We start from the raw sequence: 16,530 nt of genomic DNA on the forward strand, positions 1-16,530 counted from the left end.
GTGTGAGCCGAGGGAAGGTCCCGCAGAGCATTGGCCGAGAGTCGCCGCGCCGACGGCACGCTGCGGACCTTCGCCAGCCGACGGCCCGAGTGGTTCGCGGTGCTCACCACACTCGCCTACGCGCTGCCACTGCTGGGACTGAGGCTGCTCGATCCGGAGGCCGCTGACGTCACGGCCTCGGCGAGTCCGGCGCAGTTCGTCCAGTTCGCGTGGATGGTCCTGGTGCCAGCGGTCTTACTGACAGCGTTGGGCTGTTGGGGTGCTGCCGGATTCACCGGTCGACCCACCTGGCGCAGCCTGGTTCTGTTACTGCCGCTCATTCTGCTCTACGTCGTCGTCCCGGTGATCGTCCTGGTGATACCGGCACTCTCCGAATTTGCCGACCACAGCCTCGGTTACTTCGCGCTGGTCGCCGTCGCCGCAGTCGCAGTGGGGTTCGGCGACGAGGCCACCTTCCGCGGAGTGATCCGCCACTGGTCCTCATCACCGCTGTCGGTCAGATCTGGACGCTCCTACTACCGAAGGGGAGTTCTGGCCCGGACGTCTTCACCGTGGTGATCGAACTGGTGATGGGTGCGATGGCCGCCGCTTACGGGATCTGGCTGCTCCGCCGCATACCCGTCGACCCGCCGGGAACGGCACGTCCTCGCCGATCCCGGGGGCCGCAGGCGCGCTAACCGCTGTTGCGCAACGCGGTTGCCAGGCCGTTCATGGTCAGCTGGATACCGCGGCGCACGAGTGGGGTGTCCTCCCCCGCGCGGAACCGGCGCAGCAGTTCCACCTGGAGCAGATTGAGCGGCTCGAGGTACGGGAACCGGTTGTAGACCGAACGTTTGAGGGCCGCGTTGTCGTGCAGCAGATCATCGATGCCGGTGATCTTGGCGCACATGCCGATCGTCCGCTCGTGCTCGTCGACGATCATTCCGAAGACCTGCTCGCGCAGTTCCTCGTCGGGTACGAGCTGTGCGTAGCGATGCGCCAGCCCCATGTCGGACTTCGCCAACACCTGCGCCATGTTGGACATGACGGTGCGGAAGAACGGCCACTTCTCGTAGTAGCGCTGCAGGGCCTCCAGGCGGGTCGGGTCGTCGGCCACCCACTCCTCGAACGCGGAACCGGTGCCGTACCAGCCCGGCAGCATCACCCGCGACTGCGTCCACGACAGCACCCACGGGATCGCGCGGAGATCGGTGATCTTCTCGGTCTGCTTACGAGACGCCGGACGACTGCCGATGTTGAGCGCACCGATCTCCGACAACGGGGTCGACGTGGTGAAGTACTCGACGAATCCCGGTGTCTCGTGCACGAGGCGGCTGTAGGCCGCACGTGCCCTGGCGGCGATGTCGTCCATGATCTCGTACGCCGACTCCGATTCGTCGCCGAGACCTTCGACGTCGAGCAGCGACGATTCGATGGTCGCGGCCAGCAGTGTCTCCAGATTGCGGCGGGCGGTCACCGGCTCGGCGTACTTGGCGGCGATGATCTCGCCCTGCTCGGTGATGCGCAGCGACCCCTGCACCGCCCCGGGCGGCTGAGCGAGGATGGCGTCGTAGCTGGGGCCGCCGCCGCGGCCGACCGTTCCACCGCGACCGTGAAAGAGCCGCAACCGGATCCCCGACCGGGACGCCGCCTCCACGAGGTCGAGTTCGGCGCGGTACAGCGCCCAGTTGGCGGCCATGTAGCCGCCGTCCTTGTTGGAGTCGGAGTAACCGAGCATGATCTCCTGCATGCCGTTCTGGTACTCCACGAGCGCCCGGTAGAAGGGCACCTCGAGAACGGCGAGCAGGGTCGCAGCGCCCTGCTGCAGATCCTCGATCGTCTCGAACAGCGGTACGACCCGCACCGTGGAGCGCGGGTCGTTCTCGCCGGCGGCACCGGGGTCGTAGAGGCCGGCCTCCTTGAGCAGGATGAGCGCTTCGAGCATGTCGCTCACCGAGGTGCACATGCTGATGATGTAGTTGGGCACCGCTTCCGGACCGAACGTCGCGACCGCCTTCGCGGCCGCCCGCACGATCGCGAGTTCCTTGGTCGCCAGCTCGCTCAGTTCCGCGTCGGGGCTGGTGAGCGGACGGCGCCGCTGCAGTTCGGCGGACAGGATCTCGACGCGTTCCGCCTCGTCGAGCGAGGCGTAGTCGCCGTGCACGCCCGCCCAGGCGAGAAGCTCGGCGACCACTTCCTCGTGCATGTCGGAGTTCTGCCGCATGTCGAGCCCGGACAGGTGGAAGCCGAACGTGCGCACCGACTCCCGGAGGGCGAGGAGCCGGTCGTCGGCGATGGAGGCGTCGTTGTTGACCCGCAGGGCCGCGTCGATGACGTCGAGGTCGACGAGCAACTCGGCGGCGTCGGAGTAGGGCGGTTTGCCGTCGACGAGGAACAGATCGCTCGACGAGAGGAAGTCCTCGTCGAACATCTGGTTGGCGGTCGCCGCGAGGCGGGATCGGATGTGCCGCAACGCAAGCCGAAACGGCTCGTCGGCACCGGGGTCCTCGGAGTCGGCACCGGCGAGTTCGAGCAGCGGTTCGGTTCCCGTGATCAGCCGCGCCGACATGCTCAGTTCCTGGGCAAGGTTCTCGAGTTCGGCGAGGTGGTGTCCCACCGCGGTCTCGGCAGCCAGGGTGGCCGCCAGGGTGACCACCTCGGCGGTCACGAACGGGTTCCCGTCGCGGTCGCCGCCGATCCAGGACCCCATGCGGATCATCGGCTCGTCGGCGAGACCCGCGCCGGGGTAGGCCGACCGCAGGGCGGCGCGCACGGAGGTGTTGATGGCCGGCACCACGTCGAAGAACGAGGCGTCGTAATAGCGCAGCCCCGAACGGATCTCGTCCTGGATGGTGAGTCGTTCGAGGCGGATGAGCGCGGTCTGCCACAGCGTGAGGATCTGACGCCGGATCGCCTCGGTGACCTCGGCGTCCTCGTCGGGGGTCAGTTCGGTACGGCCGCGGAAGCGCATCAGCTCGGTGATCCGGTTCTGCGCCTCGAACACCGTGCGGCGCCGGGTCTCGGTGGGATGGGCGGTGATGACCGGCACGACGTTGGCGTCGGCGAGTGCCTTACCGACCTCCTCGTCGCCGAGTCCGGCGTCTGCGAGCTGCCGGTAGGTCGCGGCCAGGCTGGACTTCTGCGGCGGGTCACCGGCTCGCACGTGGATGGCACGGCGACGTTCGCGGTGGATGTCCTCGGCCAGGTTGGCCAACAACGCGAAGTGACTGAAGGCGCGGATGACCGGAACCGCGGTGGACACGTCGAGGTCGGTGAACATCTCCGCGAGTTCGTTGCGGTCGATCTCGTTGCGGCGCACGCCGAAAGCGGCCACACGAGCCGATTCGACGAGATCGAAGACGTCGGTGCCGGAATGTTCGGCGACGACCTCGCCGAGGATGCCGCCGAGCAGACGGATGTCCTCACGCAAGGGTTCGGTGAGTGCACGGCCCTCGTCGTCGACGACGATGTGGTCGACGATCGACATGGACGGACGAGATGCCGGGGCTCCCCGGGAGGAGGCGGTTTCACTCATGCGACCAAGTATCCCGAGATCGGGGCCATCCGGCATCCCGGGGAAAGCGTCGGGCGACGCGTATCACGCGTCGCCCGAGGTACGGAGCAGAAACCAGCTCAGGAGAGTTTGATGTCGACGCCCACGCCGACGATGAAGATCACCCAGATGAGGCCGACGAAGATGGTCAGCCGGTCGAGGTTGCGTTCGACGACGCTCGAACCCGACAGGCTGGACTGGACACCGCCGCCGAACAGCGACGACAGACCGCCACCCTTGCCGCGGTGCAGCAGGACGAGCACGATCAGCAGCACGCTGGTCACGATCAATCCGATGTCGAGTGCACCTTGCACAGTCACGAGTCGAAACGCCCTTCCGTAAACACCTGGAGATACAGCTGTAGCAGGTGGTGCCGACGTGAGCCGACACCAACCTGCCACAGTGTACGCGTGGGTGTGACCCGTCAGGGCAAGGGGCCACCCGCGGCGATCGCCGACAGTGTCGCGAACTCGTCCGACTTCAGCGACGCGCCGCCGACGAGAGCTCCGTCGACGTCGGTCTGGCCGACGATGTCGCCGACGTTCTTGGCATTCACCGAGCCGCCGTAGAGGATGCGGACCGAGGCCGCGGTCTGCTCGTCGGCGATCTCCGCGAGGGTCTCGCGGATCGCCTTGCAGACCTCCTGGGCGTCGGCGGCGCCGGCCACCCGGCCGGTGCCGATGGCCCAGACCGGCTCGTAGGCGATGACGGTCTTGGCGATCTCGGCGGCCGACAGGCCGGCGAGGGAGCCCTTGAGCTGTGCCACGTTGTACGCGACGTGCTCACCCGCCTCGCGGATCTCGAGCCCCTCGCCGATGCAGACGATCGGGGTGAGATCGTGCTTGAGCGCGGCCTTGGTCTTGGCCAGCACGATCTCGTCGGTCTCACCGTGCAGGGTCCGACGCTCCGAGTGGCCGACGACGACGAACGTGCAGCCGAGCTTCGCGAGGAAGGCACCGCTGATCTCGCCGGTGTAGGCACCCGAGTCGTGCTGCGACAGGTCCTGCGCACCGTAGGTGAGCAGGAGCTTGTCGCCGTCGACGACGGTCTGCACGCTGCGGATGTCGGTGAACGGCGGGATCACCGTCACGTCGACCTTGTCGAAGTACTTCGCGGGCAACGCGAAGGCGATCTTCTGAACCAGCGCGATGGCCTCGAGGTGGTTGAGGTTCATCTTCCAGTTGCCCGCGATGAGCGGTTTACGAGTTGCCATGGTTCAGCTCTCCAGCACCTTCAGTCCGGGGAGTTCCTTGCCCTCGAGGTACTCCAGCGATGCGCCACCTCCGGTGGAGATGTGCGAGAAGTCGGAGTCGGGCAGACCCAGGGTCCGCACCGCGGCGGCCGAGTCGCCGCCACCGACCACGGTGAACGCGCCGTTGCCGGTCGCACCGGCGATGGCCTCCGCGACCCCGCGGGTGCCGGCCGAGAACTTCTCGAACTCGAACACACCGGACGGACCGTTCCAGAAGACGGTCTGGGCACCCGAGAGGACCGCGGCGAATCGCTTCACCGACTCCGGTCCGATGTCGAGACCCATCCAGCCGTCGGGGATGGCGTCGGCGGCCACCGTCTGCGCCTGGGCGTCGGGGGCGAACTTGTCGGCCACCACCACGTCGACGGGCAGGTGGATGACGTCGCCGAAACGCTCGAGCAGGCTCTTGCAGACGTCGATCTGGTCCTCCTGCAGCAGCGAGGTACCCACCGGATGGCCTTGTGCGGCCAGGAAGGTGAACGCCATGCCGCCGCCGATGACCAGCGTGTCGACCTTGGGAGCCAACGCCTCGATGACCCCGAGCTTGTCGGAGACCTTCGAGCCGCCGAGGACGACCGCGTAGGGGCGGGTCACCTCGTCGGTGAGCTTCGACAGGACCTCGACCTCGGCCGCCACCAGCTCTCCCGCGTAGTGCGGGAGGAGCTTGGCGACGTCGTAGACCGAGGCCTGCTTGCGGTGGACCACTCCGAAGCCGTCCGACACGAACGCGCCGTCCTCGCCGACCAGTTCGACGAGGGCCTCGGCGAGCTTCTCGCGTTCGGCGTCGTCCTTGGAGGTCTCCCGCGGATCGAAGCGGATGTTCTCCAGGAGCAGGACGTCGCCGTCGGTGAGACCCTCCGCGCGGGCGAGCGCGTCGGTTCCGACCACGTCACCGGCGAGCTGCACGTTGCGGCCGAGTTCCTCGCCGAGGCGCGCCGCGACGGGCGCGAGCGAGAACTTCGGGTCGGGCTCGCCCTTCGGACGACCGAGGTGCGCGGTGATGATCACCTTGGCACCGGCGTCGATGAGCGCGTTGAGGGTGGGCAGGGAGGCGAGGATGCGGCCGGGATCGGTGATCGTCGACCCGTCGAGCGGGACGTTGAAATCCGAGCGGACCAGCACTCCCCGACCCGAGACACCCTCTTCCAGAAGGTTCTTCAGAGTGGGAACACCCATGAGGCGTTGACTCCTCTTTCCGTTGTACGACGAGTGGACTAGAGCGAGTTGCCGACGAGACCGATGAGGTCGACGAGGCGGTTCGAGTAGCCCCACTCGTTGTCGTACCAGGACACGACCTTGGCCTGATCGTCGATGACCTTGGTCAGCCCGGCGTCGAACAGCGAGCTGTGCGGGTCGGTGACGATGTCGGAGGAGACGATCGGGGCGTCGTAGTACTTCAGGATGCCCTTCAGCGGGCCCTCGGCAGCGGCCTTGAGCGCGGCGTTGATCTCATCGGCGGTGGCCGACTTGGCCAGCTGCGCGGTGAGGTCGGTGACCGAGCCGGTGGGGATCGGCACACGCAGGGCGTAGCCGTCGAGTTTGCCCTTCAGCTCCGGAAGCACCAGGCCGATGGCCTTGGCGGCACCGGTCGAGGTGGGCACGATGTTGATGGCGGCGGCGCGGGCGCGACGCAGATCCTTGTGCGGACCGTCCTGCAGGTTCTGGTCCTGGGTGTAGGCGTGGATCGTGGTCATGAGGCCCTTGACGATGCCGAACTCGTCGTTGAGGACCTTGGCCAGCGGGCCGAGGCAGTTCGTGGTGCACGAGGCGTTCGAGATGATGTTCTGGCTGCCGTCGTACTTGTCGTCGTTGACGCCCATGACGATGGTGATGTCCTCATCCGACGCGGGGGCCGAGATGATGACCTTCTTGGCGCCGGCATCCAGGTGACCCTGGGCCTTGGCGCGTGCGGTGAAGATGCCGGTCGACTCGACGACGACGTCGACGCCCAGGTCGCCCCACGGGATCGCGGCGGGGCCTTCCTTGACCTCGAGCGCCTTGATCTTCTTGTCGCCGACCACGATGGTGTCGTCGCCCTCGAGGCTGACGTCGTCGGACAGGCGGCCGAGGATCGAGTCGAACTTCAGCAGGTGTGCGAGAGTCGCGTTGTCGGTGAGATCGTTGACCGCGACGATCTCGATGTCAGTGGTGCCCAAAGCCTTTTGCGCTTCGACGGCACGGAAGAAGTTGCGGCCGATCCGGCCGAATCCGTTGACGCCTACCCGAACAGTCACAGTTGTGCTCCTTAGCGGTATTCATGGTCAGGCCTGTGGGTCAAGCCCTGCTGGCCGCGCCGTGAGCGGTCACCGATGGCACACGAGTGATCCCCGGTCCGCACACGTCGACCTCAGCCTAGTAGGAGGGGTTCGGTCCGGCACACCGCAGGTCGGTCTGTCGGCTTTCCCGCTCCGCTCAGGCTTCGTCGAGGAGCTCCGAGGTGACCGCCGCCTCGGTATCCGGGATGCCGTCCTGGCGCGCCTTCTTGTCGGCCATCGACAGCAGACGGCGGATGCGTCCGGCGACCGCGTCCTTGGTCATCGGCGGGTCGGCGAGCTGGCCGAGTTCCTCGAGAGAGGCCTGCCGGTGGGTGATGCGCAGCTGGCCCGCCGCGACGAGGTGATCGGGCACCTCGTCGCCGAGGATCTCCAGAGCGCGTTCGACGCGAGCGGCCGCGGCCACCGCCGCACGGGCCGAACGTCGGAGGTTGGCGTCGTCGAAATTGGCGAGGCGGTTGGCGGTCGCACGCACCTCGCGGCGCATGCGGCGTTCCTCCCATACCAGGCGTGTGTCGTGGGCACCCATCCGCGTGAGCAGCGCGCCGATCGCCTCGCCGTCGCGGATGACGACACGGTCGGCGCCGCGGACCTCGCGGGCCTTCGCGGTGACGCCGAGCCGGCGGGCTGCGCCGACGAGCGCGAGCGCGGCCTCGGGTCCGGGGCAGCTGACCTCCAGCGCCGACGAACGCCCGGGCTCGGTCAGTGATCCATGGGCGAGAAATGCTCCGCGCCAAGCGGCTTCGGCATCCGCGACGCTACCGCCGACGACCTGGGCCGGAAGGCCGCGCACCGGGCGGCCACGCAGGTCGAGCAGGCCGGTCTGCCGGGCGAGGCCCTCGCCGTCCTTGGTGATGCGCACGATGTAGCGCGCCGACTTGCGCAGCCCGCCGCCGCGCAGGACGTGAACGTCGGAGCCGTAGCCGAAGAGGTCGTGGATCTCGCGTCGCAGGCGCCGCGCGACATTGCCCATGTCGACCTCGGCCTCCACCACGACGCGGCCCGCCACGATGTGCAGACCGCCGGCGAAACGCAGCAGCGCCGACACCTCGGCTCTCCGGCAACTCACCTGAGTCACCGACAGGCGACTCAGCTCGTCTTTCACCGCCGCCGTCATCGCCACCGGTCCCTGTCCTCCTGTCAACAGCCCACACGTCCCTCGAGAAAACGCCGAATCATCGCCTGGCTCAGGCGTCCGCCCGGTCAGAGTAACGGTTCGATTCACCTTCGCACAGTTCGTTCACCACGGCGGCGACTTTCGCCGGGTCATGGACCTGGCGGCCGGGTACCGCCACATCGCCGACGTTCAGTTCGGCGCCGAACAGTCCGGCCGCGCGTACGAGATGCTCGCGTTCGCGTCCGGCCGGTACCGACGACGCGTCGACCAGGACGTGGTCGACGCGGAACGTGTCGGCATGGGCGTGCAGGACGTGCAGATGCCGCTCCACCGAGAACCCGGGCGTCTCCCCCGGTTCGGGTGCGAGGTTGACCGCGAGCACCTTTCGGGCGCCGGTGCGCTGCAACGCCTTGAGCTGCTCCGGCACCAGCACATGCGGGATCACGCTGGAGAACCAGGAACCCGGGCCGAGCATCACCAGGTCGGCGGATTCGATTGCCTCGACCGCACTTTCACAGGCCGGTGGATCCTCGGGGATCAACCGCACGCGGCGCACCTTGCCGGGCGTCGTCGCGACCGCGACCTGACCGCGGATCTCGCGGCTGATGCGCGGGTCGGCCTCGAGCCCGGACACGTCGGCCTCGATGTCGAGCGGGACGGTCGACATGGGCAGCACCTGTCCGACGATCCCGAACATCGACCGCAGCTCCTGCAGTGCGGCGACCGTGTCGCCGAGAACCTCGGTGAGACCGGCGAGCATCAGGTTGCCGATGGGGTGTCCGGCGAGTGCGCCGCGACCACCGAAGCGGTGTTGCAGCACCTCCGCCCACAGCTCGTGGCGGCGTCGGGTGTCGGGATCTCCGGCGGTCTGGAAGTCCTCGAGGGCCTTCGGCGCAGACATCAACGCGGCCAGCGCCATTCGCAGATCACCGGGCGGGATGAGTCCGAGCTCCGCACGCAGGCGGCCCGACGATCCCCCGTCGTCGGCGACCGTCACCACCGCGGTGATGTCGGTACTCAGATAGCGCATCGCGGTCAGTGTCGCGTACAGGCCGTGGCCGCCTCCGAGGGCGACGATCTTCTGGGTCATTCGCGCCCCAGATCACGGTGCATCACGCGCACGTCGTAGGAGGCCGCGCCGGCGTCGTCGACGGCCTTGCGGAGCCGGTGGGCGAGCTCCTCGGAGATGGCGACACTGCGATGTTTACCGCCGGTGCAGCCGACACTGATCGTCATGTAGCGCTTGCCTTCCCGCAGGTAGCCGCGACCGACGATGGACACCAGACCGGTGTAGAGGTCCAGGAAGTCACCGGCGTCGGGCTGACCGAGGACGTAATCGCGGACCGGCGCCTCCTGACCGTTGTGGTCGCGCAGTTCGTCGATCCAGTGCGGATTGGGCAGGAACCGGACGTCGGCGACGAGATCGGAGTCGATGGGCAATCCGTATTTGAAGCCGAAGGACTGCACCGCGATGCTCAGCCGCGGTTCGGTGTCACCGGGTGCCACACCCTCCACCACGGAACGCAACTTGGCCGCGGTCAGCCCCGAGGTCTCCACGACGAGGTCCGCGACGTTCTTGATGGGCGCCAGGATCGCACGTTCGCGGGCGATGCCCTCGATGAGGGTCTCCTTGCCCTGCAACGGGTGTCGGCGACGAACCTGTTCGAACCGGCGGACCAGTGCCTCCTCGCTCGCGTCGAGGTACAGCAGACGGGTACGAATCCCCGACTGTCCGAGGCTGTCCCGCAGCTGCTCGAGTTCATGGGCGAGGTTGGGGTCGGAAGCACGCAGCACCATGGCGAGACGAGTGATCGTGGGGTCGCTCTCGCGGACCATCCCGACCATCGTCGAGATCAGTGAGGGCGGAACGTTGTCGGCGACGTACCAGCCGTCGTCCTCGAGTACGTTGGCCGCCGTCGAGCGACCCGCGCCGGACATGCCCGTGACGAACAGGACGGTCAGTTCGTCCGGCGCCGCGTCGGGCGTGCCATCAGCCGGCCTCTCGTCGTGTTCGGCCTCGGCCCGCTCACTCATCGACACCCCGTCCCGCGTCACCGGTCACCACCGTCATCTCTGCCTCGTTCACCGTCTCGCTCATCACCGGCGACACGGTCTCTGCAACCATGTCACCGCCGAGTGCGGTCTGCACGGCACGCGCGGTGGTCAGGCCGATCCCGGGTACCTTGGCGATCTCCTCCAAGGATGCCTCACGCAGACGCGCGACCGATCCGAAGTACGTCACCAGCGCGGTGCGTCGCGTCTTCCCGAGACCCGGGATGCCGTCGAGCACCGACTCGGTCATCCGCTTGCTGCGCTTGCTGCGGTGGAAGGTGATGGCGAACCGGTGCGCCTCGTCGCGTACACGTTGCAGCAGGAACAGGGCCTGACTGCTGCGCGGCAGGATCATGGGGTCGTCCTCGCCGGGCACCCACACCTCTTCGAGGCGTTTGGCGAGGCCGATCACCGAGACGTCGGTGACGCCCAGTTCGTCGAGGACCGCTGCCGCCGCATGCACCTGTGGTGCACCGCCGTCGACGACGAACAGGTTGGGCGGATACGCGAACTTCCGTGGCTGCGCGGGGGTCTGGGGCTCGGCGCCGACCTCCCCCGACTCCGGTGGTGGTGCGTCGCGGTCGGCACGGTGACGCAGGAAACGGCGGCGGGTGACCTCGGCGATCGACGCGACGTCGTCGGAATGGCCGTCACCGGCGGCGTGGCGGATCGAGTAGTGCCGGTAGTCGGACTTGCGCGGCAGACCGTCCTCGAACACGACGAGGGAGGCGACCACGTCGGTGCCCTGCACGTGCGAGATGTCGACGCACTCGATGCGCAACGGCGCCTGGTCGAGCATCAAGGACTCCTGAAGCTCGGTGAGCGCGGCCGACCGGGTGGTCAGGTCGCCGGCGCGTCGGAGCTTGTGCTGTGTGAGCGCTTCCCCGGCGTTCCGGGCGACGGTCTCGAACAGCGCCTTCTTGTCACCGCGCTGCGGCACCCGCAGGGTGACCCTGCTCCCCCGCAGTCCGGACAGCCATTCCTCGAGTTCGGCTGCGTTGGCCGGCAATTCGGGGACCAGCACCTCACGCGGCACCGACTCGCCGTGTGCGCGGTCCTCACCCACGTCGACCGTGGCGTCGAAATCGACCTGCGCACCGTAGAACTGGGTGATGAAGTCACCGATGACATCGCCGTCGGTTCCGTTGTCGCTGCGTTCGACGACCCAGCCTCGCTGACCTCGGACTCGGCCGTCGCGCACGTGGAAGACCTGGACCGACACCTCGAGTTCGTCGCCGGCAACCGCGACGACGTCGGCGGTGGTGCCGTCTCCGAGCACCACGGCCTGCTTCTCCATGGCACGCCGCAGTGCGCCGATGTCGTCGCGCAGGCGGGCCGCGCGCTCGAAGTCGAGGTCCTCGGCCGCAGCCGTCATGTCACGTTCCAGCTTGCGGATCAACAGGTCGGTGCGGCCGGCCAGGAAGTCGCAGAAGTCCTCGACGATCTCGCGGTGTTCCTCGGCGTCGACCCGGCCGATGCACGGCGCGGCACATTTGTCGATGTAGCCCAGCAGGCACGGACGGTCGATCTGCTGATGCCGCTTGAACACGCCCGCCGAGCAGGTCCGCGCCGGGAACACCCGCGTCAGCAGGTCGACGGTCTCACGGATCGCCCACGCGTGGGAGTACGGCCCGAAGTAGCGCACGCCGCGGCGCCGAGGACCGCGGTAGACGAACAGCCGCGGGTACTCCTCGTTGAGGGTGACGGCCAGCATCGGATAGGTCTTGTCGTCGCGGTAGCGGACGTTGAACCGCGGATCGAATTCCTTGATCCAGTTGTATTCGAGCTGGAGTGCCTCCACCTCGGTGCCCACGACGGTCCACTCGACCGACGCCGCCGTCGTCACCATCTGGCGGGTGCGCGGGTGCAACGAGGCGATGTCGGCGAAGTACGACGTCAGGCGTGACCGGAGGTTCTTGGCCTTGCCCACGTAGATGACACGACCGTGCTCGTCACGGAACTTGTACACCCCGGGATCGGTCGGGATGGTTCCGTGAGCAGGACGGTAGGTAGTCGGGTCGGCCACGTGTTCCAGGCTAGTTGGCGGGTCGGACGGTCCCGCGATAGCGCTCTTCGAGCTCGCGGAACCGCGCCATCGCCTCGATGGCCCGCGGACCGTCGCCCGCCTGGACCGCCAGCACGGTGATGTGTTCGTCGGACGGGAACAGCAGCCAGGCGCCGAACCCCTTCTCCGGATAGGTCAGTCCGAGGACCTTGTCCCAGGTGAACAGGCGCGTGGGTACCAGGTTGCGCACCTCGACGCCCTCGGGGCCGACACGCAACCGCGGCCGGGTCAGCAGCAGGGCGGCGCCCGTGAACAGGACACCGATGAGGATGATCGCGACCTGGTCGGCGCCGCCGAGGTTACGGACGCCGACGTCGTCGATCGTCAGCAGCAGCCCGAAGGTGATGTGGATCGCCATGATCACGACGGCTGCCGCGATCGCGTATCGCGGCAGCTTGCGCGGCCGGTACACCAGGTCCCAACGAGGGGAGGTCACGCCGATGCTCCTCCGACCGCAGTCGGCAGGGCTTCGCCGCGTTGCAGTGCACGAAGAGTCAGTGCCGAGGCCAGCGCGGCGACGGTCGCCTGCGCGCCCTTGTCCTCGGTCGAGCCGGGCAGGCCGGACCGCGCGATCGCCTGGTCCTCGGTCAGCACCGTCAGCACACCGTTGCCGACGGGGGTCGACTCGTCGAGCGAGACCCGGGTCAGCCCGGCGGTCACCGCGTCGCACACGTACTCGAAATGCGGTGTCTCGCCCTTGATCACGACACCGAGCGCGACGACGGCGTCATGGGTGCGGGCGAGCGCCTGCACGATGACCGGCAGTTCGATCGCACCGGCGACCTGCACGACGGTGGGCTCGGTGACACCGTTCTCGCCGGCCGCCCGGAGCGCACCGTCGAGCAGTGCGCCGCAGATCTTCTCGTGCCACTGCGACGACACGATCGCCAGCCGGAGCGTGCCGGCGTCGGCGAGTTCGAGGGTCGGTTCTCCGTGGCCGCTCATGCGGGGGCTCCTTCGGATGCGTCGTCGCTGGGATGCGCGTGATCGTCGAGGCCCACGAGGTCGTGTCCCATCCGGTCGCGCTTGGTGCGAAGGTAGCGCAGGTTCTCGGCGTTGGCGCGCACCGGCATCGGCACGCGGTCGACGATGTGCAGGCCGTAGCCGTCGAGGCCGACGCGCTTGGCCGGGTTGTTGGTGAGCAGACGCATCGACGTCACCCCGAGATCGACGAGGATCTGGGCGCCGAGGCCATAGTCGCGGGAGTCGGCGGGCAGGCCCAGTTCCAGGTTGGCGTCGACGGTGTCGGCCCCGGCGTCCTGCAGCTGGTAGGCCTGCAGCTTGTGCAGCAGGCCGATGCCGCGTCCCTCGTGACCGCGCATGTACAGGATGATGCCGCGGCCTTCGGCGGCCACCATCTCCATCGCGGCGTCGAGCTGCGGACCGCAGTCGCAGCGCAGCGAGCCGAAGACATCGCCGGTGAGGCACTCCGAGTGCACACGCACCAGGACGTCGTGTCCCTCGCCGTCCTCGCCGGCGATGTCGCCCTTCACCAGGGCGACGTGCTCGACGTCGTCGTAGACGCTGGAGTAGCCGACGGCGCGGAAGTCGCCGTGGCGGGTCGGGATCCGGGCGTCGGCGACGCGCACGACGTGCTTCTCGTGGCGGCGACGCCACGCGATGAGGTCGGCGATCGAGATCAGCGCGAGGTCGTGTTCGTCGGCGAAGACGCGCAGCTCGTCGGTGCGGGCCATCGAGCCCACGTCCTTCTGGCTGACGATCTCGCAGATGACGCCGGCCGGTGCGAGGTCGGCGAGGCGGGCCAGGTCGACGGCGGCCTCCGTGTGGCCGGGACGACGCAGCACGCCGCCCTCCTTGGCCCGCAGCGGGACGACGTGTCCGGGACGGGTGAAGTCGCCGGCCGTGGCCGCCGGGTCGGCGAGCAGACGCATCGTGGTGGCGCGGTCCGAGGCGCTGATCCCGGTGCCGATGCCCTCGCGGGCATCGACGGTCACGGTGTAGGCGGTGCCGTGCTTGTCCTGGTTCATCGAGTACATCGGCGGCAGGCCGAGGCGGTCGCAGGCGTCGCCGTCGAGCGGGACGCACAGGTAGCCCGAGGTGTAGCGGACCATGAAGGCGACGAGCTCCGGGGTGGCCATCTCGGCCGCGAAGATCAGGTCGCCCTCGTTCTCGCGGTCCTCGTCGTCGACCACGACGACGGCCTTGCCCGCGGCGATGTCGGCGATGGCCCGTTCGATCGTGTCGAACGTGACTCCCTCACCACTGGTCACGTCGTCACCGTCACGCGGCGATTCGTTCATCAGAACCTCACTCGTTGTGCTCATTTCGCCCCCGCGACATCCTTGTTGCCGGAGCCCAGGTGAAGGCGCTCCACGTACTTCGCGATCACGTCGACCTCGAGGTTGACCACGGTGCCCGGCGCGGTGGCACCGAGATTGGTCTCGTTGAGGGTGGTGGGGATCAGGGAGATCTCGAACCACGAGTCGTCACCCGATCCGCCCACCGACGAGACGGTCAACGACACCCCGTCGACGGTGATCGACCCCTTCTCGACGAGGTAGCGGGTCAGCTTCTCCGGGACGCCGATCCGCACGACCGTCCAGTTCTCCGACGGACTGACGGACAGGACGCGCCCGGTCCCGTCGACGTGGCCCTGCACGATGTGGCCGCCGAAACGCCCGTTCGCGGGCATGGCGCGCTCGAGATTGACGGTGCTTCCCGCGGCGAGGTCGGACAGGGAGCTGCGGCGCAGCGTCTCACCCATCACGTCCACGGTGAACTCGCCGGGACGGAGGTCGACGACGGTCAGACACACGCCGTTGACCGCGATGGAGTCGCCGTGGCCCGCATCGGCGGTGACGATGGGTCCCCGCACGGTGAAGCGGGCTGCATCAGAGAGATCCTCGCGGTCGGCGATGACGCCGAGTTCCTCCACGATTCCGGTGAACACGCACTCCTCCTGCTCGCTCGGAGCAGACAGGGCGGCACTGTGTCGCCTGTTCTCTCGCATCCGGACTGTGACCGTCGGCTCCGGAATCTCACCGAATCTGCTGTCCCTGCCGTTCGACAGGCGCTCGCGGGCTGGAAGATGCGTATCCACCGCACCCTCATCACCGCCGGTGGGGAATTTCACCCCGCCCCGAGAACTGGTGATATCGACGCTAGCACGATGCAGGAACGGCGTCGCATTGCGATTTCGCTGAGTGAAATGGATGCCTGTCGGCGTGTCGCTCATCTCGGCCTGCTCAGTCCTGCCGGATCGTCGGCGAACGCCGTGCGAGTGTGATTAAGACGTCATCGCCGAGCGTCGTCGTGTGCGCGGTGCGGAACCTCTTGGCGTCGGCGAGCGTGATGACCCCGGGTATCTCGACGGAGCTACGACCGGCGCCCAGCACCATCGGCGCCACGTAGGCGTGCACCTCGTCGACGAGCCCGGCGTCGAAGAAGGCGCCCAGGATGTGCGGGCCGCCCTCCACCAGGACCCAGAGCGCGTCGGGAAGTGCGGCGAGGACGTCGGCCGGGTCGTGTGATCGGACCAGGACCAGCGGCCCTCCGGTGTCGTCGCGGAGGTTGGCGTCGGCGGGCAGGTCGCGGTGTCCGAGCACCACGCGTGACGGCTGCTGTGGGTACAGGCCGCCGGCAGAGGTGCGGGCGGTGAGTGTGGGGTTGTCGGCGAGTGCGGTGCCGGTGCCGATCACGATGGCGTCGAGGTGTGCGCGCTGCCGGTGGGCGTGGTCGCGCGCTTCGGGACCGGTGATCCACTGACTGGTGCCGTCGGGTGCGGCGATCCGGCCGTCGACGCCGGCGGCGATCTTGGCGGTGACCATCGGCCGCCCGAGCCGCTGGCGGGTGAGCCACGGACGCAGTGGACCGTTCTCCACGGTGTCGGCCGCGACTCCCCCGGTCACCCGGACGCCGGCAGCCCGCAGGGTGTCGGCGCCGCCCGCGGCGACCGGGTTGGGGTCACCGACTGCGTAGTGAACCTCGGCAACCCCCGCTTCGATGAGTGCCTGCGAACACGGCCCGGTGCGCCCGGTGTGGTTGCAGGGCTCGAGCGTGACGATCGCGGTACCACCCCGCGCTGCCTCGCCGGCCGCGCGCAGTGCCATCACCTCGGCATGCGGGCCGCCCGGCGGTTGGGTCGCACCGACGCCCGCCAGGGTGCCGTCGGCCGCCAGGATCACTGCTCCGACAGGAGGATTGGGCGAGCTGACACCCATGGCCGCATACGACGCCTCGACGGCGCGATCCATGGCGGCGGCGATGTCCACGAGGTGC

The 16,530-nt window shown here is 68.3% G+C and carries 15 protein-coding genes and 1 riboswitch; of the genes, 1 reads left to right on the forward strand and 14 read right to left on the reverse strand.

Translation table 11 applies throughout. From position 1 onward, the window contains the following. Positions 1-30: 30 nt before the first annotated feature. Positions 31-558 (forward strand): hypothetical protein, encoded by a 528-nt coding sequence (locus IHQ52_RS15975; RefSeq protein ID WP_024497116.1) that lies wholly within the window; start codon positions 31-33, stop codon positions 556-558. A gap of 115 nt (positions 559-673) precedes the next feature. Here the strand turns inward: IHQ52_RS15975 and ppc are convergent, their stop codons facing one another. The 14 genes from ppc to ribD form a co-directional block, all read right to left on the reverse strand. After that, positions 674-3,514, reverse strand: coding sequence for a phosphoenolpyruvate carboxylase (gene ppc, locus IHQ52_RS15980; RefSeq protein ID WP_238063609.1), 2,841 nt, complete (start codon positions 3,512-3,514; stop codon positions 674-676). Between the two features lie 98 nt (positions 3,515-3,612). Continuing rightward, positions 3,613-3,846, reverse strand: a complete 234-nt coding sequence (gene secG, locus IHQ52_RS15985) for a preprotein translocase subunit SecG (RefSeq protein ID WP_006357231.1) — start codon at positions 3,844-3,846, stop codon at positions 3,613-3,615. A 110-nt stretch (positions 3,847-3,956) separates the two neighbouring features. Beyond that, a complete protein-coding gene (tpiA, locus tag IHQ52_RS15990; RefSeq protein ID WP_006436275.1) occupies positions 3,957-4,745 on the reverse strand; it encodes a triose-phosphate isomerase in 789 nt (262 codons plus the stop codon). Positions 4,746-4,748: 3 nt separating this feature from the next. After that, the gene (locus IHQ52_RS15995; protein ID WP_159405603.1) at positions 4,749-5,960 is read right to left on the reverse strand and encodes a phosphoglycerate kinase; all 1,212 of its coding nucleotides are present in this window, start codon (positions 5,958-5,960) and stop codon (positions 4,749-4,751) included. 38 nt (positions 5,961-5,998) lie between these two features. After that, positions 5,999-7,018: a type I glyceraldehyde-3-phosphate dehydrogenase gene (gene gap / locus IHQ52_RS16000; protein WP_006436277.1), complete on the reverse strand. Its 1,020-nt coding sequence runs from the start codon at positions 7,016-7,018 to the stop codon at positions 5,999-6,001. Positions 7,019-7,196: 178 nt separating this feature from the next. Continuing rightward, on the reverse strand, positions 7,197-8,174 hold the full coding sequence (gene whiA, locus IHQ52_RS16005; RefSeq protein ID WP_174324723.1) for a DNA-binding protein WhiA: 978 nt from the start codon (positions 8,172-8,174) through the stop codon (positions 7,197-7,199). A 70-nt stretch (positions 8,175-8,244) separates the two neighbouring features. Next, complete coding sequence (locus tag IHQ52_RS16010; RefSeq protein ID WP_191834381.1) at positions 8,245-9,264, reverse strand: gluconeogenesis factor YvcK family protein; 1,020 nt, start codon at positions 9,262-9,264, stop codon at positions 8,245-8,247. After that, positions 9,261-10,208 (reverse strand): RNase adapter RapZ, encoded by a 948-nt coding sequence (gene rapZ / locus IHQ52_RS16015; RefSeq protein ID WP_191834382.1) that lies wholly within the window; start codon positions 10,206-10,208, stop codon positions 9,261-9,263. The genes IHQ52_RS16010 and rapZ overlap by 4 nt, the downstream gene beginning before the upstream one ends. Next, entirely contained in the window at positions 10,201-12,252 is a 2,052-nt protein-coding gene (uvrC, locus tag IHQ52_RS16020) for an excinuclease ABC subunit UvrC (protein ID WP_191834383.1), read from the reverse strand. Before uvrC ends, rapZ begins: the two co-directional genes overlap by 8 nt. Positions 12,253-12,262: 10 nt before the next feature. Next, a complete protein-coding gene (locus IHQ52_RS16025; RefSeq protein ID WP_096273940.1) occupies positions 12,263-12,727 on the reverse strand; it encodes a PH domain-containing protein in 465 nt (154 codons plus the stop codon). Further along, positions 12,724-13,236, reverse strand: coding sequence for a 6,7-dimethyl-8-ribityllumazine synthase (ribH, locus tag IHQ52_RS16030; RefSeq protein WP_096273938.1), 513 nt, complete (start codon positions 13,234-13,236; stop codon positions 12,724-12,726). The genes IHQ52_RS16025 and ribH overlap by 4 nt, the downstream gene beginning before the upstream one ends. Next, the gene (locus tag IHQ52_RS16035; protein WP_096273936.1) at positions 13,233-14,552 is read right to left on the reverse strand and encodes a bifunctional 3,4-dihydroxy-2-butanone-4-phosphate synthase/GTP cyclohydrolase II; all 1,320 of its coding nucleotides are present in this window, start codon (positions 14,550-14,552) and stop codon (positions 13,233-13,235) included. The genes ribH and IHQ52_RS16035 overlap by 4 nt, the downstream gene beginning before the upstream one ends. A 20-nt stretch (positions 14,553-14,572) precedes the next feature. After that, the gene (locus tag IHQ52_RS16040; protein WP_024497123.1) at positions 14,573-15,202 is read right to left on the reverse strand and encodes a riboflavin synthase; all 630 of its coding nucleotides are present in this window, start codon (positions 15,200-15,202) and stop codon (positions 14,573-14,575) included. Between the two features lie 44 nt (positions 15,203-15,246). After that, positions 15,247-15,403, reverse strand: a riboswitch (FMN riboswitch). A gap of 94 nt (positions 15,404-15,497) precedes the next feature. Continuing rightward, positions 15,498-16,523: a bifunctional diaminohydroxyphosphoribosylaminopyrimidine deaminase/5-amino-6-(5-phosphoribosylamino)uracil reductase RibD gene (ribD, locus tag IHQ52_RS16045; protein WP_024497124.1), complete on the reverse strand. Its 1,026-nt coding sequence runs from the start codon at positions 16,521-16,523 to the stop codon at positions 15,498-15,500. Between the last annotated feature and the right edge of the window lie 7 nt (positions 16,524-16,530).

Origin of the sequence: Gordonia amicalis, assembly GCF_022059885.1 — a bacterium.
Classification (GTDB): Bacteria; Actinomycetota; Actinomycetes; order Mycobacteriales; family Mycobacteriaceae; genus Gordonia; species Gordonia amicalis.